The following is a 21,301-nucleotide window of genomic DNA, read 5'->3' on the forward strand; positions in this document are numbered from 1 at the left end:
GGGACCGCGATTATCCTTGCCACCCTCAGATTGATTTGAAAACACAAGAAAGTACCTCGCATGGCCATCCAGTGGTTCCCCGGTCACATGCACCTGACCCGCAAAGCCATCACCGAACGCATCAAGGACATTGACGTGGTGATCGAGGTGCTGGACGCCCGCTTGCCCGGCTCCAGCGCCAACCCGCTGCTGGCCGAGATCACCGGCCACAAGCCCACGCTCAAGGTGCTCAACAAGCAGGACGTGGCCGACCCCGAGCGCACGGCGCAGTGGGTGGACTGGTACAACGCCCAGAGCGACACGCGCGCCTTGCCACTCGATGCGTCCGACCCGGCCCCCACGCGCAAGCTGATTGACGCGTGCCACCTGCTGTCGCCCAACCGGGGCGGCATGGCCAAGCCCATGCGGGTGCTGATCTGCGGCGTGCCCAACGTGGGCAAGTCCACGCTCATCAACACGCTCAGCAACAAGCGCCAGGCCAAGACGGGCGACGAGGCCGGCATCACCAAGCTGGAGCAGCGCATCACCCTGGCCGACGACTTCTACCTGTGGGACACGCCCGGCATGCTGTGGCCGCGCATTGTGGTGCCCGAAAGCGGCTACAACCTGGCCGCCAGCGGCGCGGTGGGCCGCAATGCCTACGACGAGGAGCTGGTGGCGTTGGAGCTGCTGCGCCGCCTGCAGAAAAACTACGCCCCACTGTTGGAGGCTCGCTACAAACTGGGCCTGCCCGAGGGGGCCGTGGCAACGATGCACGACGAAGAGCTGCTCGAAGCCATTGGCCGCAAACGCGGTGCCATGCTGGGCGGCGGCAAGGTCAACCTGCAAAAGACGGCCGAGATCGTGATGACGGATTTCCGCACCGCCATTCTGGGCCGCATCACGCTGGAGACGCCCACCGAGTTTGAAGCCTGGCGCGCTGCGGGCCTAGCCGAAGACGCCAAGCGCCAGGCCAAGAAGGATGCGCGCGCCAAGTCCAAAGGCAAGGGCTCTGGTGTGCGGGAGCCTGCGCCGGGCAGCGACGACGGCACGGACTGACCGGGTTCCCGGCGCATCCCAGCTGGCGCGCAGGATGCCCGCCGTCGGCGTTGCGTGGCCGCCGCTGCTGGCGTTTTGTTGGTAGCGGATCCGTGAGAACTTGAACAGGTTCTAAGGCTGCGGTTACGATGGCCTTCCCCCCTGCAACCCCCGTCGCCATGGCCGAAGCCCCCGCTGTTCCGCTGCCCGACCACGAAGACGCCACCACACGCCATCTGGTGCGTGTGGCAGGGTGGGCCGTTATGCTGCTCGGTGGCGTCATCGGCGTGCTGCTGATGTTTGACGACCCCGTGCAGCCTGCGCGTGTGGCGCTCAATCTGGTGGCGGGCTTGGTGGGGGGCTCAGCGCTGTGGCTGGCGCGCCAGCAGCGCTGGACGCAGGCGGCCCACCTGCTGGTGTGGGGCGTGTGGGTATCGGTGTCGCTGGTGGCGGCCCGCAATGGCGGTGTGAACGGCCCCAACCTGCTCAACTACCCGGTGATCATCGTACTGGCCGGCTGGCTGCTGGGGGCCAGGGCCACCCTGACGCTGGTGGGGCTCACGGCGCTGCTGTTCCTGGGGTTCATCTGGGCCGACATCCAGGGCATGTTCAAGCCGGTGCAGGTGGCCAACCGGGTGGCCGGTGCGGTGTACCTGGCAGGCATTCTGGTGCTGACAGCAGCGGCCACGCTGCTGTCGCGCCGCAACTACATGAGCCGGGTGCAGGAGGCGCAGCAGACCGCCACCAACCTGGCTGCCAGCGAGGCTGCACTGCGCAAGCTGCTGCGGGCGGTGGAGCAGAGCCCCGAGAGCATCGTTATTACCGATCTGAAAGAAGACATCGAGTACGTGAATGACGCCTTCGTGCGCCGCACGGGTTATGAGCGCGATGAAGTGGTGGGCAAGGCATCGGCCGACTATTCCAGCAATGGCCTGGCGCCCGCGCAGCGGGACGGCCTGCGCGCCACCCTGGCCCGCGGCGAGAGCTGGGCGGGCGAGCAGGTCAACCGCCGCAAGGACGGCGCCGAGATTGCCGAGGCCGTGGTGGTGGCCCCCATCCGCCAGCCCGACGGCCACATCAGCCACTATGTAGAGCTCAAGCAGGACGTCACCGAGCGCAAGCGCGCAGCGCAGGAAATTCATCGCCTGGCGCATTTCGACAGCCTCACCAGCCTGCCCAACCGCTTCACGCTGATGGAGCGACTGTCTGCGCTGCAGGGCCGCGCGGGCCGCCCGCCCACCACGCAACACGCGCTGCTGCTGCTGGACCTGGACCGCTTCACCACCTTCAACGATGCACGCGGCAGCGAGATGGGCGACCGCCTGCTGTGCGCCGTGGCGCTGCGCCTGTCCGAGATACTGCCCCCCCAGGGCCTGCTGGTGCGTGTGGCGGGCGACGAATTTGCCGTGGTGCTGCACGGCCTGGGCGCCGATGCCTCGCTGGCGGGCCGGCGTGCCCTGGCCTTTGCCGAAAAGCTGCAGACAGCGCTGCTGCGGCCGCTGCACCTGCAAGACAACGACACCGAAGAAGCCCAGCTGGGTGCTAGCGTGGGCATCACGCTCTACCCGCAAAGCGCCAATGATGTTGCGCACGACGCCCTGCGCCGTGCAGGCACGGCGCTGCACCGCGCCAAGCAGGCCGGTGGTGGGCGGGCGGCTTTCTTCGAGCAAGGCATGGGCGAGGCGGCCGAGCAGCGCTTTCGCGTGGAGCGCGAGCTGCGCCAGGCCATCGGCGCGGGCGAGCTGCGGCTGTACCTGCAGTCGCAGGTGGACGTGTTGGGCCAGATCACCGGGGCTGAGGTGCTGGTGCGCTGGCAGCATCCGCGCGACGGTCTGGTGGCGCCGGGCGTTTTCATCCCCGTGGCGGAAGAGTCGGACCTGATCGTGAGCCTGGGCGGCTGGGTACTCTCCCATGCCTGCGCGCTGCTGGCGCAGCCATTGTTTCAGGAGCGGCGACTGCGGCTGTCGGTCAACCTGAGTGCCCGGCAGTTCCGGCAGGCGGGTTTTGTGCCGCAGCTGCGCGCCATGCTGGCTGCCAGCGGTGCCGACCCGCGCCTGCTCACCCTGGAGGTGACCGAAGGCCTGGTGATCGACGACTTTGACGACGCCGTGGCCAAGATGGGCGAGTTGGCGGCGCTGGGGGTGGACATGTCGCTGGACGACTTTGGCACGGGCTATTCGTCGCTGGCCTATCTCAAGCGCCTGCCGATCCAGGAGATCAAGATCGACCGCTCCTTTGTGCGCGACGCCCCCACCAATGCCGACGATGGCGTGCTGGTGGAAGGCATCCTGTCGGTGGCCCGTCACTTCGGCCTGCGCGTGGTGGCGGAAGGGGTCGAGACCCGCGATCAGGCGGATTTCCTGAGCCAACGCGCACCCGATATCGTGTACCAGGGCTACCTCTTCGGGCGCCCCGAGCCCGACACCGACTGGCTGGCCCGTGCAGCGCTGGTGGGCACCGCCACCGTGGAGGATGAAGGCTGAATTTCAAGCAAAAATAGCTGCCAGCGCTTATTGGTAAAGCGCTGGCAGCTATTTTTATGATAGCAAACGGCTTGTCGGCGCATGCGCGCCTCAGCGCCACGGCCTGCAGGTGCTGGGTGACTTACTTGTTCTTCTCTTTGCCACGCGGGATGACGGCGGTCACCGGTGGCATGGGGCGGTCAGAGCCGCCGCTTTCCTTGGGCAGCGAAGTGTCCTTCTTGGGTTTCTTTGCCATCTTGTTGCTGCGTTGTTCGCCTTTGGCCATGGTGCCTCCTGTAAAGGTCTCGGAATGGGACCGTGCCGGGATGGTACGTCACAAACCGGCCCCTTTCAGCGCACGGCGGGCTGCGCCGCAGCGGGGTTCGCTGCCGCAGGCTGCGCTCGCAGAGCCAGGCGCTGGTCATGCACCAGTGCCAGCGCGTTGAGCACCGCGATGCCCCCACCCAGCGCACAGGTGGCGGCCCAGCCGCCCCATAGCCAGGCCACAGACCCGAGCGCCGACCCGCTGGCCGCGCCGGTGAAGTAGCTGGTCATGTACACCGCGTTGATGCGCGCACGGGCCGTGGGGTCCAGCCGGTAGATCACGTTCTGATTGCTGATGTGCACGCCCTGCAGCGCCAGGTCCACCACCAGCATGCCCACTACAAACCACACCAGGCTGGTGGCGCCCAGCCACAGCGCGCCCCAGCCCAGCAGCAGCAACCCCACCGAAACGGCCGTGGCCACCTGGGCCTGACCACGGTCGGCCATGCGGCCCGCCACATTGGCCATGAGTGCACCGGCCACGCCCGCCAGCCCGATCAGGCCGATGCCCGCATCGCCCAGGCGGTGGGCAGGCCCCGCCAGCAACAGCGCCATGGTGGAGAACAACACGCTGACCGACGCAAACGACAGCCCGCCCAGCAAGGCCCGGCTGCGCAGCCGGGGGTGGCGCAGGGCCAGCGTGCCCAGAGAGCGCAGCACCTGGCCATACCCCTGGGCCCGCCCAGCGTTTCGCGAGCGGGGCATTACCCACCACAGCGCCAGCGCCACGGCCACCATGGCCACGCCCGCCACGCGGTACACCAGCGTCCAGCCGCCCAGTTCAGACAGCAGTCCTGCCACACTGCGCGCCGCCAGAATGCCTACAAGCAGCCCGCTCATCACCAGCCCCACCGCGCGCCCACTGCGGCCCGGCGCAGCCAGCGTGGCCGCCAACGGCACCAGCACCTGCGCAGCCACCGAGAACAGCCCCGTCAGCACCGTGCCCAGCGCCAGCAGGGCGTAGCTGCCCGCAAACCCGCTGGTGAACAGCCCCAGAGCCGCCAGCAACATCAGCGTGGTGATGAGCCGCCGCCGCTCCAGCATGTCACCCAGCGGCACCAACAACAACAAACCCGCCGCGTAGGCCACCTGCGCCAGCGTGACGATGAGCGCCGCCGAGGCGTCACGCACCTGCAACTGCGTGGCAATGGAGTGCAGAAGGGGCTGGTTGAAGTAATTGCTGCCCGCGCACAACCCGCAGGCCACGGCCATGAGCAGCAGCACCGGCGTGCTGAGGCCTGGCGCCTCTGCGCGGGGCGTGCTGGGCGGTGTCGTGGATGCGGAGCGGGAGTGCGGTGGAGTGCTCATCTTGGGGACAGTGGTTGCCTGGGGTGGTGTGCATGCACAGCTCATGCCTGCATCACTGCTGTGGCCTCGATTTCAATCAGCATGCCGTCGAGCGCCAGCCGGGGCACCGGGATCAGCGTGCAGGCTGGTGCCGCCCCATCGGGCCACAGGCTGCGCACCGCCTGGCTGAACAGCGCCAGCCGCTGCTCGGTGTGGTCCACCACCAGCACGGTGAGCTTGGCCACATCGTGCACGCTGGCCCCCGCGCCTGCCAATGCGATACGCAGGTTGGTGAAAGCCTGGCGCAGCTGCTCGCCAAAGTCGGCAGACAGCTGGCCCGCCGCGTTCTCGCCACCTTGGCCCGCCACAAAGACAGTGCGTGCCGGGGCGGGCGCCACCACCACATGGGTGTAGCCATTGGCACGCGGGTCGTACAGGCCCGGCGGGTTGATGAAGCGCAGCGTGGAAGTTGCCGTGGCGGGGTGCTGGGTTGTTGCGGTATCAAGGCGCATGGTGCAGAAATCCTGAGAGGGGATGTGAAGGTGAAGACCACGGCGGAATTGCCGGAAAGCCTGGGCGACCGCAGTCGCAGCGGCATCGGCGGCGGTTGCAAGGGCTTCGTGGGTTAGTATCAAACCTCAAGCTAAATTGAGGTCAATCGCCGTGAAGAAAGCCCTTGCAGAAGCTGTTGTGAAACCAGGCAAGCTCCGCATTCCCGTCGCCCGCGTGGTAGCGGACGCGCAGGCTGACCCGTCCGAGCTGTGCGAAAAATCCGAGCTGTCGGTGGGCGAGGTCGCCAGCCGCAGCGGGCTGGCCGTGTCGGCCCTGCATTTTTATGAATCGCGCGGGCTGATCGCCAGTGTGCGCAATGCGGGGAACCAGCGGCGCTACCCGCGCTCCGTGCTGCGCCGCGTGGCGGTGATCAAGGTGGCGCAGCGCATGGGCGTGCCGCTGGCCGCCATCGCCGAGGCCTTGCAGGCGCTGCCCGCCGGGCGCACGCCCACGGTGGCCGACTGGCGCCGCCTGTCCGCCCGCTGGCGCGACGATCTGGACGAGCGCATCCGCACGCTGACGGCGCTGCGCGACCAACTGGATGGATGCATTGGCTGCGGTTGTTTGTCGCTCAAGGTCTGCCCGCTGCGCAATGCGCAGGATGCGCTCGCAGAGGAGGGGCCTGGGCCGCATTTTTGAGAGGCGATGTGTGATTTGCTGCGCCCGCCGACGAAAGGGAAGCATGGATTCCTGAAGGTCCTGTCCATTCATCCCCTCAATCTGCTCCGCCCGCGCGTGCCCAGGCCCGCCACCGCCATCACGCATGCGTTGAGCCGCTTCCGACTGTTGAAGGGCCCAGACCAATGCCTTTTGATCGTCATTCATGCTTGTCTCCCGTTGCGTAATTCGGTACTCCATCTGCGGCCGCCCTTGCGGGGGCGGGACCTGCGGTGGTTGTATGGGGTATCGGCATGAGCCGTCACGCAAGCCCGAATGACTTGCGCAAGCCCTTCCCGACAGGGCCTGCAGGCATGAAGCGGCGAAGTTTGGCCAGCATCGACGCTTCACCCTTGGGTGTGTGGCGCATTTTCCAAGTCCCCAGCGCGGCACGGACGATGGTGTCGGCCACGCCCTGGGGCGGGGGCGCCTTCTGCACGTTGCTCTGGATCGCTTGCGACACGACGTCCAGCTCCTTGCTGTAGTCAGCAATCCGGGCCACCGTTTTGGGCGCGTTCAGATCCAGGTTGGTCTTGGTGAAGGAGGGCTCGACCAGCGAGACGCGGATACCGAATTGGCGCACTTCGTGGTCCAGCGTTTCAGCCAGCCCTTCAACGGCATGTTTGGACGCCGAATAGAGAGCCATGTAGGGCGCGGGCAAAAATCCGAGCACCGAACTCACATTGACGATGCGGCCAGAGCGCTGCCCGCGCATGTGCGGCAACACTGCCTTGATCACGCGCAAGACGCCGAAGAGGTTCGTGTCAAACAGCTTCTGAGCCTCCTCCACAGATGTTTCTTCCGCAGCGCCCAGCAGAGTCACCCCCGCGCTGTTGACCAGCACATCGATGCGTTGGGCTTGCGCGATGATGGTCTGGATGCCGCTTTCAACGGACATTTCGTCGCGGATGTCCATCTCAACGAGCGTCACGTTGGGAATGGCGTGCGCTTTGGCGGTGTTGCGCACGGTGCCGAAAACCCGGCAGCCCTGTTCGGCAAACTTCATGGCGGCAGCACGACCGATGCCCGAGGACACGCCGGTAACAACGACAACTTTGGATTTCGACATGGCAGTTCCTTTGATAGTGAGATTCGCAAGGGGAATCAGATGGATGCGGGGGCTGAGCGAACGGGCCGGATGCCGAACCAGATCGAATACATCGCGGGCAGGAACACGAGCGTCAGTACCGTGCCGGCCAGCGTGCCGCCGATCAAGGTGTAGGCCAACGTTCCCCAGAACACGGAGTGCGTCAGCGGGATGAACGCCAGGATCGCGGCCAAGGCGGTGAGGATCACCGGGCGGGCACGTTGCACGGTGGCTTCCACCACGGCGCGGAATGGGTCGAGTCCGGCGTCTTCGTTTTCGCGGATCTGCCCGATCAGGATGAGCGTGTTGCGCATCAGAATGCCGGACAAGGCGATCAGGCCAACCAGCGCATTGATGCCAAAGGGCTGTTGAAACAACAGCAGTGTCGGCACCACGCCGATCAGGCCCAGCGGGCTGGTCAGGAAGACCATGACCATCCCTGAGATGGAGCGAACCTGCAGGATGATGATGAGCAGGGTGGCTGCCAGCATGATCGGGAAGATTGGCAGCATGGCGACCGTCGCCTTGCCGGCTTCCTCGATAGAGCCTGCTTCCACGATGCGGTAGCCGCCAGGCAGCTTGTCCATGAGGGGCTTCAGTTGCTGGGTGATGGCCGTGGATACGTCCGGAGGCTGCAAACCTTCGGCAATGTCGCCGCGCACCGTGATCGTCGGCGTGCGGTCACGCCGACGCAGGATGGGATCTTCCATGCGCACATCAACCTTGCCCACCTGCGACAGCGGGATGCGCTGCCCGCTCGATCCCACCAGCGACAGGCCCGAAATCTTCGCGGGGTCGAGACGGACATCACCGGCGGCCCGGCCCGTCACTTGCACCGAGCGGATATCCTCGCGCACCTCCGTCAACGGGGCTCCGCTCAGCAGGAACTGCAGCTGCAGCGCCACCGAGCTGGAGCTGAGTCCCACGGCGCTCAGGCGGTCCTGGTCGAGTGTGAAATGCAAGGTCGGAACACGCGGGCCCCAGTCCGTGTTGACGGTGCGCATCATCGGGCTGGCCTGCAGGACCGCCTCGACCTCGGCGGAAATCTCGCGCAGCTTGTCCAGATCGGGCCCCATGACGCGGTAAGCCACGGGGAAGGGCGAAGGCGGGCCAAACACGATTTGCGTGACACGCACCCGTGCCTCGGGCGCCAGGCCATCTGCCACCGCATGGCGCAGTCTGAATTTGAGCTCTTCCCGTTCCTTGTCATTGCCGGTGAGCACCACGATCTTGGCGAACGACGGGTCCGGCAGCTCGGGCGACATGGCCAGGAAAAAGCGCGGGGCACCCTGGCCGATGTAGGCGGTCACGACCTTGGCCTCCTCCTGCTTGGCCAGCCAAGCCTCCACCTTGGCCGTCGCAGCGCTGGTTTGTTCGATGGACGTGCCATAGGGCATCTGCACCTCGACCAGCACTTCCGGCCGGTCGGACGTGGGGAAGAACTGCTTCTTGACCAGCGCCATCCCCAGCACCGACACCACAAACAGGATGACGACGGAGGCTGCAACAATCCATTTGCGCGCAATGACGCGGCCAAGCAGCTGGCGGAACTGGTTGTAGCGCGGTGTGTCGTAAATGGCGTCGTGTCCGCCTTCGACCTTTTTGAGGTCAGGCAACAGCTTGACGCCCAGGTAAGGCGTAAAAACCACCGCCACCACCCACGACGCAATCAATGCAATGCCTACGATCCAGAACATGTTGCTGGTGTATTCACCCGCCGTGGAGCGTGCGAAACCATTCGGCATGAAGCCAATGGCTGTGACCAGGGTGCCCGAAAGCATGGGGGCTGCCGTATGGCTCCAGGCGTAGGCCGAGGCCGCCACACGGCTGTAGCCTTCTTCCATCTTCACCACCATCATTTCAATGGCAATGATGGCGTCGTCCACCAGCAGGCCCAGGGCCAGGATGAGTGAGCCCAGCGTGATCCGGTCAAAGTTCTTGCCAGAGGCGGCCATGATCACGAACACCGCCGCCAGCGTCAACGGCACGGCGGCTGCCACGACGATGCCCACACGCCAGCCCATGCTGACAAAGCAGACCACCATCACGACGAGCAGGGCGACAAAAAACTTGACCATGAACTCGTCCACTGCCGAGCTGATGTTGACGGCCTGGTCGGTCACCTTGGTCAGCGTCATGCCCACGGGGAGTTCTGCATTGATCTTGGTGACCTCGGCCTCCAGCGCTTTGCCCAGATCGAGCCCGTTCCAGTCGTCGCGCATCACGACGCCCAGCAGCAGGGCTGGCTCGCCGCCGTTGCGCACCAGGAAGGTTGCGGGGTCTTCATAGCCGCGCTCGATAGTCGCCACATCCGACAGCTTCAGCGTCCGCCCCTGCGCGATGATCGGGGTCTGCCGGATCTTCTCCAGCGTGTCGAACGCGCCATCCACACGCAGGAAAACCTGTGGTCCCTTGGTTTCGATGGAGCCTGCGGGCGTCAGCACGTTCTGGCTGTTGAGCGCGGCAAAAATGTCCTGCGGCGCCACGCCCAGCGTGGCCAGGCGATCATGGGAGAACGAGACGTAGATCCGCTCGGGTCGTTCCCCAATGATGTTGACTTTCTTGACGCCCGCCACATGCAGCAGTTGCTGGCGCAACCCTTCCGCGTCGCGGACCAACTGTCTTTGGGGTTCACCCTTGGCCTTGAGGGCGAAGAGCGCAAAGGTCACATCTGCATATTCGTCGTTGACCATAGGGCCGATGACGCCAGCAGGCAGTTTCCTCGCCTCGTCGCTGATCTTCTTGCGTGCCTGGTAGAACTCCTCCTGCACTTGCGACGGCGGTGCGCTGTCCAGCAGCGACACCATGGTGAAAGCCAGGCCGGGGCGGGTGAAGGTTTCTGTGCGGTCGTACCAGCGCAATTCCTGCATGCGCTTTTCCAGGGGTTCTGCAACCTGATCCTGCATCTCCTGGGCCGTGGCGCCAGGCCACGCCGTAACGATCGTCATCTGCTTGATGGTGAAAGGCGGGTCTTCAGCGCGCCCGAGTTTGGCGAACGCGAGAATGCCTGCTGCAGAGATCAGGAGGATCAGGAACAGGGTGATGGCGCGCTCGCGCACTGCGAGCGCCGACAGGTTCAAACGGCCTTCGCTCACGGACGTGCTCCTTCCTTCGGAGCAGCTGTCGCAAGATCTGCCAGCCGGACCTGCTCGCCTTCGCGCAACAGGTGCGCACCCAGTGCGACGATTCGCTCCCCGGGCTTGATGTGGCCCGTCACGTAGGCACCTGCATCGTCCAGGCGCTGGACGGCCACCGGCTGCCAGGCAACCTTGGCCGGTTCACCGCGAAGCACCCAAACTCCTGGGCCCTTGCCTGCATCGAACAAGGCGCCGATGGGCACTTGCAGACCCGCCGCCGCAGAGGACTTTTCGTCCGGAATGCGAACCGCCACCGTGGTGCCCAGGGGCGCGTTGGCCAAATCCCCTTCGAGCACATAGCGGGCCTCGAAGGTGCGCGTCACCCGGTCTGCCGAGCTGGAAAGCTGTCGCAGCTTGGCCGAGACGGCGGCCTCCTCCTTGCCAAACAAGGTGGCTTGTGCCTGCGACCCTATGGCGGGGCGCAAAGTCTCCGGCAGCTGCACGAGCGCTTCGCGTCGGCCTGCATGGGCCAGGCGGACCACCGGTTGCCCGGCGCTCACCACCTGTCCGGGTTCGGCCAGCGTTTCCACGACGACGCCGTCGCCGTCTGCCACCAGTTCGGCATAACGGCTTGCATTGCGGGATACATCCGCCTGGGCTTCGGCCGCACTGAGCTGCGCCTGGGCTGCGTCTGCAGCCGCCTTCACCTGGTCATAGGCCGCAGCGGAGATAGCGCCTGTGCCGCGCAGGTCGCGGTACCGTGCTTCATCGTCCGCCGTCTGGCGAGCACGGGCACGCGCAGCGGCCACAGCCTCTTGCTGCGCATGGGCGGCCAGTTTCAGATCGACCGCATCGATGCGCATGAGCAGCTGCCCGCGTTTGACGGTCTGCCCCGCATCCACTAGCCGTTCCAGCACCTTGCCCGAGACGCGAAAGCCCAGGTCGCTCTGCACCCGGGCCGCTACGGTACCCGTGAACGCCCTGGAGGCAGCTGCGGCCTCCTGAACAATGGCTGCGCGTACCAGGGGCGCTTCGGTGCGTGGATCGGAAGAAGCCTTTTCGCCGCAGGCGACCAGCGCAAACGGCAAGGCAGAAATGAGAAACAGAGTGGCGAGGCGAGGCCGAAGCATGAAAGTCCCTTGTGCAGATGGATCGGGACTTTCATTGTTATTCTTGTGACCAAATTAGTCAATAGTCACAAATAAACTTCGCTCATGGGGACAGGCTGCGCAGGACCAGGCTGGACAACTGGGTGGGCGCCTCGTTGGCGTAGTCCAGGCTGTGCTGCAGGATCAGGGGATTGAGGTAGGGGCGCATCACCAGGTGGATGGCTGCAGTGGTTTCATCCAGCGGCGTCTTGCGCTCGAAGTCGCCGGTCTGCCGGCCTTCCTGCAAAACATCCCGCAACAGCGCCTGCAGGCGCTCCTCGTACACGATGGTGGACTGCCAGCGTTCGGTTGCCGCAGAGGTGGCGATCTCGTAGAGCTTTCTGTCCTGGAAAAAGAGACGCAGGCTCGACTCCACAATGGCTTTGAACATGCGCCGCAGCTTCTCGGGTGGCCGATCGGCCTGGGCCACGGCCGCCCGGACCTCGCTCTCGATATCGCTCAGGCAGTTGGCGCAAATCATCTCGCCGATGGCCTGCTTGGATTCGAAGAACTTGTAGATATAGGCTTTGGAAAAACCGATCTCCTTGGCCAGGTCGGACACTGTGGTTTTTTCGTAGCCGTAGCGGCTGAAGTGCTCGGTGGCGGCGGTCACGATCTGGTTTCGCACCTCGTGGTCCGCAGGGCCCCGGCCTGCGGCGGTGGGATGGCTTGTTTTGGTCATGGGCAAAGCTTACGCCAGTCTTGGTGACTAGACAACGAGTGACTATTTGGTATTATGGTCACAATCCAATTGAACCATGACCGAAAAAACCATGCTGCCCAAACGCACACTCGCCGCCCTTCTTGTGGCCAGCCTCTCCGCTGGCTGCGCCGTGGGGCCGGACTATGTCCGGCCCGAGATTTCCCTGCCTGGGCATTACCAGGATCAGCCCGGCAGCAATCAACAGCCAGAGAAGGCCGCCGCCGAACTGGCCTCCTGGTGGTCTGCGTTTGGCGATCCTCAACTCACGCGATTCGTGTCGCTCGCGCTGGCGCAAAACCTCGATCTGGCGCAAGCCGCTGCACGGGTCGCCCAGGCGCGTGCGGGGCTGGGCGCGGCCGACGCCGCACTGTTGCCGTCCGCAGCCGTGTCGGGCCAGGCTGCGCGGGCCTATCAGTCCACGCAAACACCCTTGGGACAGGTCTTGAGTTCGACGCCGGGTTTTGACCGGTATGGCAGCGCTTACGAGGCAAACCTGGGCGCAAGCTGGGAGCTGGATGTGTTTGGCGGCCTGCGCCGGGGGCGGGAGGCGGCCACCGCCGAGTACCAGTCTTCGGAGGCTGGTGCTGTTGCCACCCGATTGGCCGTGGCGGCACAGACCGCAGATATCTACATCACGATTCGCGGCCTGCAGGCCCGCCGAGACGTGGCCCGCCAGCAGGTGCAGACGCAACACGACCTGCTGTCCAACGTCAGGCTGCTGCACAGTAAGGGTCTTGCGGCAGAGCTCCAGGTGAGCCAGGCGGAGGGGGCGCTCTCGCAGGCGCAAGCAGCGATCCCGGTGCTGGACGCTTCCTTGGACACGGTAATGAACGCCATGGATGTCATCCTGGGAACTCCCCCGGGCACCCACCGCGCAGAACTGACCGCGCCGGGCGGCATTCCGGCAACTCCTCAAGGAATTGCGACGGGCTCGCCGAGCGAGCTGCTCAGGCGCAGGCCGGACCTCATCGCTGCGGAGCGCCGCTTGGCTGCATCCAATGCGCGCATTGGCGCCGCCATCTCCGAGTACTACCCCAAACTCTCACTCAGCGGCCTGGTGGGGAGTGCAACGTCCGTGTCCAGCGGCAGCCTGTTCTCGGGCGGCGCCAGCCAGGCCACAGGCGTGCTCGGGCTGCGCTGGCGTCTTTTCGACTTCGCGCGCATCAATGCGCAGATAGAGCAGGCCAAGGGCCAGGAGGCAGAGATGCTGGCCGCCTACCGATTGGCGGCGCTGCGGGCCACGGAAGATGTGGAAAACTCGCTCTCCGCGTTTTCCAGGCGCCAGGAGCAAGTTTTGGTGTTGAAGGCCGGTGTCGATTCGCTGGGTCGCGCTCGCGCAGCGACGTTCTCTGCCTACCAAAAAGGCGTTGTCAGCTTGATCGAAGTCCTGCACGCCGATGAGACCTTGCTCCGGGCTGCCGATGCGCGTGTACAGGCGCAGACGGAATCTGCCCGCGCGGCAGTGGCCATCTTCAAAGCACTGGGGGGAGGGTGGGAGTCCGGTGCATCTCCGACCTAGTCCACGTTCAATGGTCACGCCCAAAGCAGCGTTAACTTCCGACGAGTACGGTCACATCGCCTACCACCGCAACGGCCCGGTTTCATCGCTCCAGAAGATCCACCGCCGCACCTCCGCATACGGCGATGTGCCGATGGAATACGGGTCCATCCCCGTCTCCACGCGCTCCAGGTGCACCAGGTAGCCGCCGTAGCTGGCGGCCCACAGCGTGCTGCCGTCGGGCGACATGTCCATGGCACTGATGGTGCTGCCGATGTGGTGGCGCCACAGCGGGCGCCCGTCGTCGCTGATGGCGTGCAGGTAGCCATTGGCATCGCCCAGCACCACCATGCCCGGCAGGGTGGCAGATGCATACACGCGCCACTGGGTGTTGATGGCCGGGGCTTCGTGCGTTTCTTCTTCTCCACTGTCTGCCGCGAGGTCTGGCAACGCTGCACTCACTGGCGCGGCCAGCGTGCAGCCACCGTAGAAGTGGCAGGAGTTGGCAAGCAGCTGCGTGCCGTCGTGTGAAAAGGTGGTGTGGTGCGGGTAGGACGACAGGGGCTCGTAGCGGCGCACCACCTGGCCTCGGGCGTTCAGCAGGATGTGCACGCTGTCCTGGTCGCCCACGGCGATGTAGCGCTCGTCCGGTGACAGGGCCATGTGCAGCATGTCGAGCGCCAGCATCGTGACCTCGGCGCCGTTCACCGATTCGTCCTGCTGGTTCTTGGGCCAGGTGTAGGGGCCGTCTTCGTCAAAGGTTTGGGGGTGGATGCGCTGCACGGGGCTGCTGGCTTCCTCGGCACCCTTGGCGTGCAACAGATAGACGCCCGTGGGGTTGCGCAGCAGCACACGCTGGCCATCGTTGAAGGGGATCAGCTCGTCGCAGAGCTGGCCCAGGGGGCCGGGCGATACCACCACCTGAGCTGGCAGTGCTTCGTTGCCCTGGGGCAGTGCAAAGCGGGCGATGATGGGGCCGTCAAAACCATCGTGCGTGGTGACATGCTGGCCGTCGCTTTGCGCAAAGCAGCGCCGGTTGGGCGAGCGGCCGAGGCCGCGCAGTGCGGGCAAGGGGATGTGCCGCAGGCCCTGCAGGGCCACCCAGTGCGCCATGTTGTCGTAGGGGGCGCTGATGCGCGCCAGCACGCGGCCGTCGTCCAGCGCGAACACCGGGCCGATGAAGCGGCCCGCATCGGCGGCGTGCCGCACGAAGGCGTCGGGGGCAAATGCAAAGCGCTGGCGAAAGCGATCGGCCAGGTCTTCGTCGGCGTGGGTGTTGACCACGCGGGCCAGTTGCAGCACGGTGGCTGCGGCCGCCTTGCGCGGGTCGGAGGGCAGGTCGGTGTCTTCGTTTTCTTCTTCTTGTTCTTCTTCGGTATCGCCGTTGCCTTTCTGCACCTCGGCCGAATCCAGTGCGAGCTGGTGCGCGCGGATGGCGGCCACATAGCTTTGCCCATCGGCCTGCCATTGGTCGGACAGCGTCATCAGCTCTACAGGGAAGACCGCTGCATCGGGCAGGTCGGGCGCCAGCGGGGGCGTGGCCAGCAGGTGCACGGCGGCTTCGATGCGCCGCGCCTCGGCCTTGTGAGCTTGTTCTTGTTCGTGGTCGGCGCGCACACGCGACTGGACCGCGTCGTAAAAACGCAGCAACCGCGTTATGTGGTCGGCAGCGCTGCGGGGCAGGGTGGTGCGGGCATCGCTCTGGCGCTGCGCATAGGTGAACTCCACCACGGCTGGCCCGTCCAGCGCGGCTTCCACGTTGATCTGGTAGGCGCTGTGGGCGTTGTCGTCTTCGTCGCCGGGGGCTTCGTCGCCGTTTTCCCAGCTGAGCTTGAGGGCGCGGCCCCAAGGCTCGCCTTCGTGCATGCAGGGCTGGCGTGCGCCCACCCACACGTCGCCTTCCCACCAGCCGTTCTTGTCGCTGTCCCACCAGTCGTTGTAGCGCTCGGTGAACACGGGCAGGGTGGTGAATTCTTCGATGCGTTCTGCGGTCAGCTCGGCCACCAGGCGCTGGTACAGCGGGTAGCGGGCGCGGTGCTGGCCCACGGCCTTGCGCAGGTAATCCAAGACGCCGCGCCAGGCCAGCGTGCAGGCCTGCCAGGCTTCGGGGGCGGTGTCGGGTGCCAGGGGCAGCCATTCGCCGGGCTCGCCGTCGCTATAGCCGCGGTACACCAGCGTGAGCTGCGCGGTGGTGGGCACCTTGCGGCCCCGCACGGCGGCGGCCAGGCGCGCCAGCAGCCCCTGGCGTTCGGGCACCTGCGCCACCGAGAGATAGAAGTCCCAGGTCTTCCAGACGGTGATGAACACGTTGTCGTCGCGCTGGTCGCCATCAGCGTCCACATGCCGCTGGCACAGCGAAAAATCAGTCTGCTGAAACCACCCGGTGGCCGTGTGCTCCTTGGGGCCGATCACGGGCGTGTGCACGGCGGCCAGGATGTTGCGCACGCTGATGGCCTCATCGGCGAACAGGTCTGCCTCCAGGGGCATCAGCGCGTGGATCTCGGCGCTGCTGCGCGTGGCGTTCTCGCCCGCGCGCACGGCGGCCACCACGCGGGCGCGGTCCAGCACGTAGCTGACGCCGCTTTCGCCATCGTCGATGCCGTCATGGAACTCAGGCGGGAACACGATGCCTACGATTTCGCTGGAGAACTCCGCTAGGTGCGGCACGCCGCGCACCTCGTCCATGAGGAACTCCACCTGCTCCGGCCCGGTGATGTCTACGTGGTATTCATCCGTGAACAGTGCCGCCCGCGCCGTAAGCCCGCCACGCACGGTGAGCCCGCCGTGGTTGTAGTCGCCCCACAGCAGGTCGGCCACTTGCAGCGCGCCCTGCACATAAAGCAGCTGGCCGCCCACCACGGCGTTGTGCATGCGCGCGTCGCCCAGTACGACCAGGTGCGTGGCGCCATCGGTGTCGTCGCAGGTGAGCGCGCCGTCGATCTGCAGATGGCCTTCGATCAGGATCAGAAAGGGCTGGCCCGTGGGAGCTTGGTTGGTGTTGTTGCCGTCCTGCAGCAGCGCCCGCAGCGGGCTGCCACTGGCCAGGGGCGCATCCAGGTGCAGCTCGGGCACCTGCGCATCGCCGGTGATGCAGAGCACGGTTTCCGTGGTCAACGCATCCGGGTCCTCTGCAAGTCGCTGGGCGATCCAGCTGTCGGCGGGCAGTCGGGCGGCCACATCGGCCAGCGGGCAAAGTCGGGCAGTGGGCATGGTGCGGCAGGGCGGTGGAACAACGGGCGGGGCATCGTACACCGCGCGCCATGTGGTTTTTGCTTTGCGCAGAGAATGATGTGTTGTCTTACTAATTGCCCGCCATGACGCAAAACTCTCCCGTTTTCGAAGTTCTTCCCCGCGACCTGTCTGCCTACCGCCAGGGCAATGTGGGCATCGACTACGTGCACCGTTTTGAATCGGGCCAGCCAGGTCCCCACGTGCTCATCAATGCGCTCACGCATGGCAACGAGATCTGCGGCATGGTGGCGGCCACGCACCTGCTGGACACGGGCGTGCGCCCGCGGATTGGCACGCTGACCATCAGCTTTGCCAACGTGGCGGCGTATGCATCGTTTGACCCGACCCGTCCGTTTGAAAGCCGCCAGCTGGTGCACAACCTCAACCGCATCTGGTCCGCCGGTGAACTGGACGGCACGGCCGCAAGCCCCGAGCTGGACCGCGCCCGTGCGTTGCGCCCGGTAGTGGCTGCGGCCGATCACATCCTGGACATCCACTCCACCAGCCAGGATGTGCAGCCTTTCTGGGTGTACCCCGCCTATCCGCGCAATGCGCAGGTGGCGCTGGCCATTGGCAGTCCGCCGGTGCACCTGGTGATGCCCAGCGGGCTGGGCTCGGGCACGCCGCTCATCCAGCACGGCCGCCATGGGCTGGCAGAGAGCGATGGGGTGGCTTTGGTGGTGGAGTGTGGCCAGCATTTCCGCCAGTCGGCGGCCGACGTGGCCACGGCCGTGGCGCTGGATTTTCTGGCGCACTTCGGTCTGGTCGAAGCCGCTGCCAACCGCCCAGCGCCAGGCCCGCAGCGCCGCTATGAACTGCTGGAGACTTGCATGGTGCGCACGCCGGACTTCCGCTTCACACGGCCTGTGCAGGGCTTTGAGGTGTTTGCCCAGGGCGAACTCATCGCCACCGACGGCCCGCACGAGATCCGCGCGCTGTGCGACGACTGCACGGTGATGATGCCCACGCGCGAGCCCATCGTGGGCCGCGAGGCGGTGTACCTGACCCGGCCGATCTGACCGGCAAGGACCGGCAGGCTCAGAAGGACGATCCGGGCTGCGCGAGGAAGGCCAGCTCCTGCGCCGTGGACGTGCGCCCCAGCACGGCGTTGCGGTGCGGGTAGCGCCCGAAGCGCGCAATGATGTCGCGGTGCGCCACCTCGAACTTCAGGTTGTTTTCCAGCCCCGGCTGGTCAAACAGCACCATCGCCTGCGCATGGATGGCGGCTGACTCGCTGTGCATGTAGGGCATGTAGGCAAAGGCGCGTTCGGTGGGGGCCAGTGCCTTGTCGTGCTGCCCGGCCACCAGCTCCTGCGCCAGGGCCAGCGCCTGGGCGTCTTGCGCAAACGCAAGCGGCGAGCCCCGGTGGATGTTGCGCGAGAACTGGTCCAGCACCAGGATTTCCGCCAGGCGGCCTTGGGGCGTGCCGCGCCAGCTCCACAACTCGCACTGCCGCGCTGCCTGCCAGGTGGCACCGAAGCGGACACGGATCATCGCGTCGATGGCGTCCTCTTGTGCAAAGTGCTGGGCGGGGGTGAGTTCTTCGAACCAGAAATGAAGGATGTCTTCGGCTTGCATCGTGAATATCGCATGAAATAAGGCTCTGGCGCTTGATCATAAAGAGCTGAGTGCTATCAATTTCATAGTATAGATGCTGGCCGCTCAGTTCTGGATGCGGATTTTTCCCTCGCGCACGTATTGGTTGAACTGGTCCTTCGGGATCGCGGCGGAGCCCACGGCATCGTTGTCTGCGGTCCAGCTCAAGGTGGTGCTGTCTTTGGAAGGCTCCAGCTCCACGGGGCCTTTCGGAATGGTCAAGGGGGCTCCGTCACCCGGGGTGTAGGTAACGTGGCCTGCAATGGTGGCGTGCTGGGTCATGGTGAATTCCTTTTCGGTGGTGCCGATGTGATGGACCTCTTATTGCACCGCCCACGCGCCTGCCGGGGTGTAAGACCATGCCGTGCGACGGCGCGGGCAGGTGCCGCCACCTGCAAGGTTGTCGTTGTCCCTGGCTCAGCGCATGAAACTGGCACGGCCCAGGCCAGTGCCACCGTGGAACTGGCTTTGCCAGGCCACCGGTGGCGTCCCCCTCCCGCGCAGCGAGAGAGGGGGAAGGCGCCGAAGGCGACTCAGGGGGAGCTTCACCTTATGGAGGCACCACCGCCTGCGTCCGCTCCTGCCGCACCAGATACAACCCGCTGCCGATGATGATCGCGCCGCCCAGCAATGTGGAAACCCCCGGCACGGCCTGCCACAGCACCCAGTCGAGCCCCATACCCCAGGCCAGGGCCGTGTATTCAAACGGTGCCACCACCGACGCCTGCCCGTGCCGGAACGCCTCGGTGATCGCCAGTTGCCCCAGAAACCCCGTGACTGCCAGGCCTGCCACCAGCGGCCAGTGCGCAGCGTCCACGCCCACCCAGCCCGGCCAGGCCAGCGTGCCCGCGCCCAGCGCCAGCAAGGCGGTGGTCCAGAAGACCAGGCTGGCGCTGGAGTCCGTGCGGCTGAGCACGCGCCCCGTGATGGCCGACACGGCGTATCCACACGCTGCGCCCAGCACCGCCAGCGCGCCCAGCGTGAAAAATGCGTCCTGGCTGGGCCGCAGGGCCACCACCACGCCCACCATGCCCAGCACGATCGCCACCCAGTGGGCGGCGCGCACCTTCTCGCCCAGCACCACGGTGGACAGCGCCGTGATCAGCAACGGGGCGATGAAAAACAGCGTGTAGGCCTCGGCCAGGCCCAGCTCCTTGAGTGCGTAGGTGAACAGGCCCAGCATGGTCACGTTGAGCACGCCACGCAGCAGGTGCAGCGGCCAGCGCACCTTGAGCAGGCCCCGCACCTCGCCGCGCCACAGCACATACAGCGCCACCAGCGGCAACGCAGCCCAGCCGCGCAGCGCCGCCACCTGCATGGCGGGGTAGCTGGCCGACAGGGTCTTGAGCAGGGCGTCCATCAGCGAAAAACACCCCACCGCCGCGACCATGGCGACGATGCCGCGCAGGTTGCCCGAGGCTGCCGCCTGCGCTGTGGTGGCCGTCGCAGTCGCAGTTGGGGTCGCGGCTGCAGATGCCGCAGGCTGAGCCTCGGTGTCGCTCTTCCGCGTCATGGTTGTACCGCCACAGGAAGGCTGCAGGCTGTGGCGGGTGGCAGGGTGGCAAACGGCGCAGGAGCTGTGCCGCCAAGGCAGCGGTGCTGCGCTGGAAGACTGTGCATGGGGTAACGAGAGGTGGCTGCCTGCGGCGCGTGGGGCTGCGCCGCAGCCAGGGGGGCGGTGGGCCAAAAAGTGTAGCGCAGCCCGCGCCAGCGGGCTGCCTCGGCTCGGCTCAGTCCGACTTGTGGCTGGCTGCGTTGCGGCTCACCTTGTCGTGCAGCATCGGAATGGCCCACAGCACCACCAGCGCGAGCACCGTGCTCAGCACCGCCGTGGCTTCGCGGCCCAGCCCGGCGGCCACGCCGATGGCGGCCGTGAGCCAGATGCCAGCGGCTGTGGTCAGGCCCTTGACCTGGCTTTCGGCATCGCCCTTGAGGATGGTGCCCGCGCCCAGAAACCCCACGCCCGCGATGATGCCCTGCAGCACGCGGCTGTTGTCTGCCGCTTCAATGCCGGCCTGCTGAGCCACCAGCACGAACAGGGCCGCGCCCATCGCCACCAGCATGTGCGTGCGCACGCCAGCGGCCTTGCCCGCGTGTTCGCGTTCCCAACCCAGCAGCCCGCCCAGCAGCGCTGCCATGGCCAGGCGCACCACGATGCGCGTGGCCTGTGCCGCATCGGGCACGTCCGAGAATTCCGAGGCCACCGTGCTGGCGATCTCCTGCCAGAGGTCAGCCATGGCCATGGTCCTTGCACCCGGCGACCGGCGTTGTGGCGAGGGAGGGCGGTGTGCTCAGAGAGCGGTACGCGTGTGGTGGCATGGCGGGGAGTCCAGCGGAGGAGGGGGCGCAGCAACAGTGCTGCCCTGCGACTGTGCTGCTCCTGCGCGGCAGCGTCTACCGGTGGTGGGCGAGCGCGGGGGTAGGACACTGCCGACGCACGCCAACGACCGCTTGGCGGGGTGTGGGCGCCAGGTTTTGATAGAAATTGGCACCTGGCGCTTGATGGTAAAGCGCTGGTAGCTATCAAAAGTGAAGCGTCTGGCGGTTGCCGCCCATGGCCACGTTCCTCCCGTGCCTTCCCAACCCGTCCCTGCGGGTGGCGCCACCTGCTCGGCGCTTGCACCCCGGGGTTGCGCGTGTCACGATTTGCCTTGGTGCCTGC

At 66.0% G+C, this 21,301-nt stretch carries 17 protein-coding genes; 5 read left to right on the plus strand and 12 right to left on the minus strand.

Translation table 11 applies throughout. From position 1 onward, the window contains the following. Positions 1-60 precede the first annotated feature (60 nt). Positions 61-1,038, plus strand: coding sequence for a ribosome biogenesis GTPase YlqF (gene ylqF / locus LPA35_RS00320; RefSeq protein WP_055398883.1), 978 nt, complete (start codon positions 61-63; stop codon positions 1,036-1,038). Between the two features lie 128 nt (positions 1,039-1,166). Continuing rightward, a complete protein-coding gene (locus LPA35_RS00325; protein ID WP_228894326.1) occupies positions 1,167-3,500 on the plus strand; it encodes a bifunctional diguanylate cyclase/phosphodiesterase in 2,334 nt (777 codons plus the stop codon). Between the two features lie 121 nt (positions 3,501-3,621). Here LPA35_RS00325 and LPA35_RS00330 read toward each other — a convergent pair whose 3' ends face one another. The 3 genes from LPA35_RS00330 to LPA35_RS00340 all read right to left on the minus strand — a co-directional run bounded on the left by LPA35_RS00330 (position 3,622) and on the right by LPA35_RS00340 (position 5,602). Next, the gene (locus LPA35_RS00330; protein WP_199727021.1) at positions 3,622-3,765 is read right to left on the minus strand and encodes a hypothetical protein; all 144 of its coding nucleotides are present in this window, start codon (positions 3,763-3,765) and stop codon (positions 3,622-3,624) included. 65 nt (positions 3,766-3,830) lie between these two features. Next, a complete protein-coding gene (locus LPA35_RS00335; protein WP_370641324.1) occupies positions 3,831-5,111 on the minus strand; it encodes an MFS transporter in 1,281 nt (426 codons plus the stop codon). 41 nt (positions 5,112-5,152) lie between these two features. Then, the gene (locus LPA35_RS00340) at positions 5,153-5,602 is read right to left on the minus strand and encodes a RidA family protein (RefSeq protein ID WP_121507048.1); all 450 of its coding nucleotides are present in this window, start codon (positions 5,600-5,602) and stop codon (positions 5,153-5,155) included. Positions 5,603-5,816: 214 nt separating this feature from the next. Here LPA35_RS00340 and soxR point away from each other — a divergent pair, with 214 nt between their 5' ends. Next, positions 5,817-6,281, plus strand: coding sequence for a redox-sensitive transcriptional activator SoxR (gene soxR, locus LPA35_RS00345; protein WP_304505251.1), 465 nt, complete (start codon positions 5,817-5,819; stop codon positions 6,279-6,281). A gap of 280 nt (positions 6,282-6,561) precedes the next feature. Here the strand turns inward: soxR and LPA35_RS00350 are convergent, their stop codons facing one another. The 4 genes from LPA35_RS00350 to LPA35_RS00365 form a co-directional block, all read right to left on the minus strand. Next, on the minus strand, positions 6,562-7,368 hold the full coding sequence (locus LPA35_RS00350; protein ID WP_228894329.1) for an oxidoreductase: 807 nt from the start codon (positions 7,366-7,368) through the stop codon (positions 6,562-6,564). A 35-nt stretch (positions 7,369-7,403) separates the two neighbouring features. Further along, a complete protein-coding gene (locus LPA35_RS00355) occupies positions 7,404-10,481 on the minus strand; it encodes an efflux RND transporter permease subunit (RefSeq protein WP_228894331.1) in 3,078 nt (1,025 codons plus the stop codon). Then, on the minus strand, positions 10,478-11,593 hold the full coding sequence (locus LPA35_RS00360; protein ID WP_228894333.1) for an efflux RND transporter periplasmic adaptor subunit: 1,116 nt from the start codon (positions 11,591-11,593) through the stop codon (positions 10,478-10,480). The genes LPA35_RS00355 and LPA35_RS00360 overlap by 4 nt, the downstream gene beginning before the upstream one ends. Positions 11,594-11,675: 82 nt before the next feature. Beyond that, complete coding sequence (locus LPA35_RS00365; RefSeq protein WP_121419489.1) at positions 11,676-12,293, minus strand: TetR/AcrR family transcriptional regulator; 618 nt, start codon at positions 12,291-12,293, stop codon at positions 11,676-11,678. Between the two features lie 91 nt (positions 12,294-12,384). Between LPA35_RS00365 and LPA35_RS00370 the strand changes: the two genes are divergently transcribed. Continuing rightward, the gene (locus LPA35_RS00370; protein ID WP_228895892.1) at positions 12,385-13,833 is read left to right on the plus strand and encodes an efflux transporter outer membrane subunit; all 1,449 of its coding nucleotides are present in this window, start codon (positions 12,385-12,387) and stop codon (positions 13,831-13,833) included. Positions 13,834-13,893: 60 nt separating this feature from the next. On the opposite strand, the gene LPA35_RS00375 is transcribed toward LPA35_RS00370, so the two are convergent. Beyond that, a complete protein-coding gene (locus LPA35_RS00375; RefSeq protein WP_228894335.1) occupies positions 13,894-17,022 on the minus strand; it encodes a WD40 repeat domain-containing protein in 3,129 nt (1,042 codons plus the stop codon). A gap of 104 nt (positions 17,023-17,126) precedes the next feature. Between LPA35_RS00375 and LPA35_RS00380 the strand changes: the two genes are divergently transcribed. Next, positions 17,127-18,062: a succinylglutamate desuccinylase/aspartoacylase family protein gene (locus tag LPA35_RS00380; protein ID WP_218299248.1), complete on the plus strand. Its 936-nt coding sequence runs from the start codon at positions 17,127-17,129 to the stop codon at positions 18,060-18,062. Between the two features lie 19 nt (positions 18,063-18,081). Here the strand turns inward: LPA35_RS00380 and LPA35_RS00385 are convergent, their stop codons facing one another. The 4 genes from LPA35_RS00385 to LPA35_RS00400 all read right to left on the minus strand — a co-directional run bounded on the left by LPA35_RS00385 (position 18,082) and on the right by LPA35_RS00400 (position 20,876). Then, complete coding sequence (locus tag LPA35_RS00385; protein ID WP_228894336.1) at positions 18,082-18,621, minus strand: DUF924 family protein; 540 nt, start codon at positions 18,619-18,621, stop codon at positions 18,082-18,084. 84 nt (positions 18,622-18,705) lie between these two features. Next, positions 18,706-18,921, minus strand: a complete 216-nt coding sequence (locus LPA35_RS00390; RefSeq protein WP_055398867.1) for a hypothetical protein — start codon at positions 18,919-18,921, stop codon at positions 18,706-18,708. A gap of 268 nt (positions 18,922-19,189) precedes the next feature. Beyond that, positions 19,190-20,152 carry a DMT family transporter gene (locus LPA35_RS00395; RefSeq protein ID WP_228894337.1) on the minus strand — a complete coding sequence of 321 codons (963 nt, stop codon included), beginning with the start codon at positions 20,150-20,152 and terminating at the stop codon, positions 19,190-19,192. A 217-nt stretch (positions 20,153-20,369) separates the two neighbouring features. Beyond that, entirely contained in the window at positions 20,370-20,876 is a 507-nt protein-coding gene (locus LPA35_RS00400) for an MgtC/SapB family protein (RefSeq protein WP_121508766.1), read from the minus strand. Positions 20,877-21,301: the final 425 nt, after the last annotated feature.

The organism is Acidovorax sp. Leaf73 (genome assembly GCF_916855635.1).
Lineage (GTDB): Bacteria > Pseudomonadota > Gammaproteobacteria > Burkholderiales > Burkholderiaceae_C > Acidovorax > Acidovorax facilis.

What these genes read in the sequence shown, in the direction of transcription:
- LPA35_RS00380 (WP_218299248.1), top strand. Translation starts at nt 17,127, where the DNA reads ATGACGCAAAACTCTCCCGTTTTCGAAGTTCTTCCCCGCGACCTGTCT.
- LPA35_RS00360 (WP_228894333.1), bottom strand. Translation starts at nt 11,593, where the DNA reads ATGCTTCGGCCTCGCCTCGCCACTCTGTTTCTCATTTCTGCCTTGCCG.
- LPA35_RS00385 (WP_228894336.1), bottom strand. Translation starts at nt 18,621, where the DNA reads ATGCAAGCCGAAGACATCCTTCATTTCTGGTTCGAAGAACTCACCCCC.
- LPA35_RS00390 (WP_055398867.1), bottom strand. Translation starts at nt 18,921, where the DNA reads ATGACCCAGCACGCCACCATTGCAGGCCACGTTACCTACACCCCGGGT.
- LPA35_RS00335 (WP_370641324.1), bottom strand. Translation starts at nt 5,111, where the DNA reads ATGAGCACTCCACCGCACTCCCGCTCCGCATCCACGACACCGCCCAGC.
- LPA35_RS00365 (WP_121419489.1), bottom strand. Translation starts at nt 12,293, where the DNA reads ATGACCAAAACAAGCCATCCCACCGCCGCAGGCCGGGGCCCTGCGGAC.
- LPA35_RS00340 (WP_121507048.1), bottom strand. Translation starts at nt 5,602, where the DNA reads ATGCGCCTTGATACCGCAACAACCCAGCACCCCGCCACGGCAACTTCC.
- LPA35_RS00395 (WP_228894337.1), bottom strand. Translation starts at nt 20,152, where the DNA reads ATGACGCGGAAGAGCGACACCGAGGCTCAGCCTGCGGCATCTGCAGCC.
- LPA35_RS00400 (WP_121508766.1), bottom strand. Translation starts at nt 20,876, where the DNA reads ATGGCTGACCTCTGGCAGGAGATCGCCAGCACGGTGGCCTCGGAATTC.
- LPA35_RS00350 (WP_228894329.1), bottom strand. Translation starts at nt 7,368, where the DNA reads ATGTCGAAATCCAAAGTTGTCGTTGTTACCGGCGTGTCCTCGGGCATC.
- LPA35_RS00330 (WP_199727021.1), bottom strand. Translation starts at nt 3,765, where the DNA reads ATGGCCAAAGGCGAACAACGCAGCAACAAGATGGCAAAGAAACCCAAG.
- LPA35_RS00325 (WP_228894326.1), top strand. Translation starts at nt 1,167, where the DNA reads ATGGCCTTCCCCCCTGCAACCCCCGTCGCCATGGCCGAAGCCCCCGCT.
- ylqF (WP_055398883.1), top strand. Translation starts at nt 61, where the DNA reads ATGGCCATCCAGTGGTTCCCCGGTCACATGCACCTGACCCGCAAAGCC.
- LPA35_RS00370 (WP_228895892.1), top strand. Translation starts at nt 12,385, where the DNA reads ATGCTGCCCAAACGCACACTCGCCGCCCTTCTTGTGGCCAGCCTCTCC.
- LPA35_RS00375 (WP_228894335.1), bottom strand. Translation starts at nt 17,022, where the DNA reads ATGCCCACTGCCCGACTTTGCCCGCTGGCCGATGTGGCCGCCCGACTG.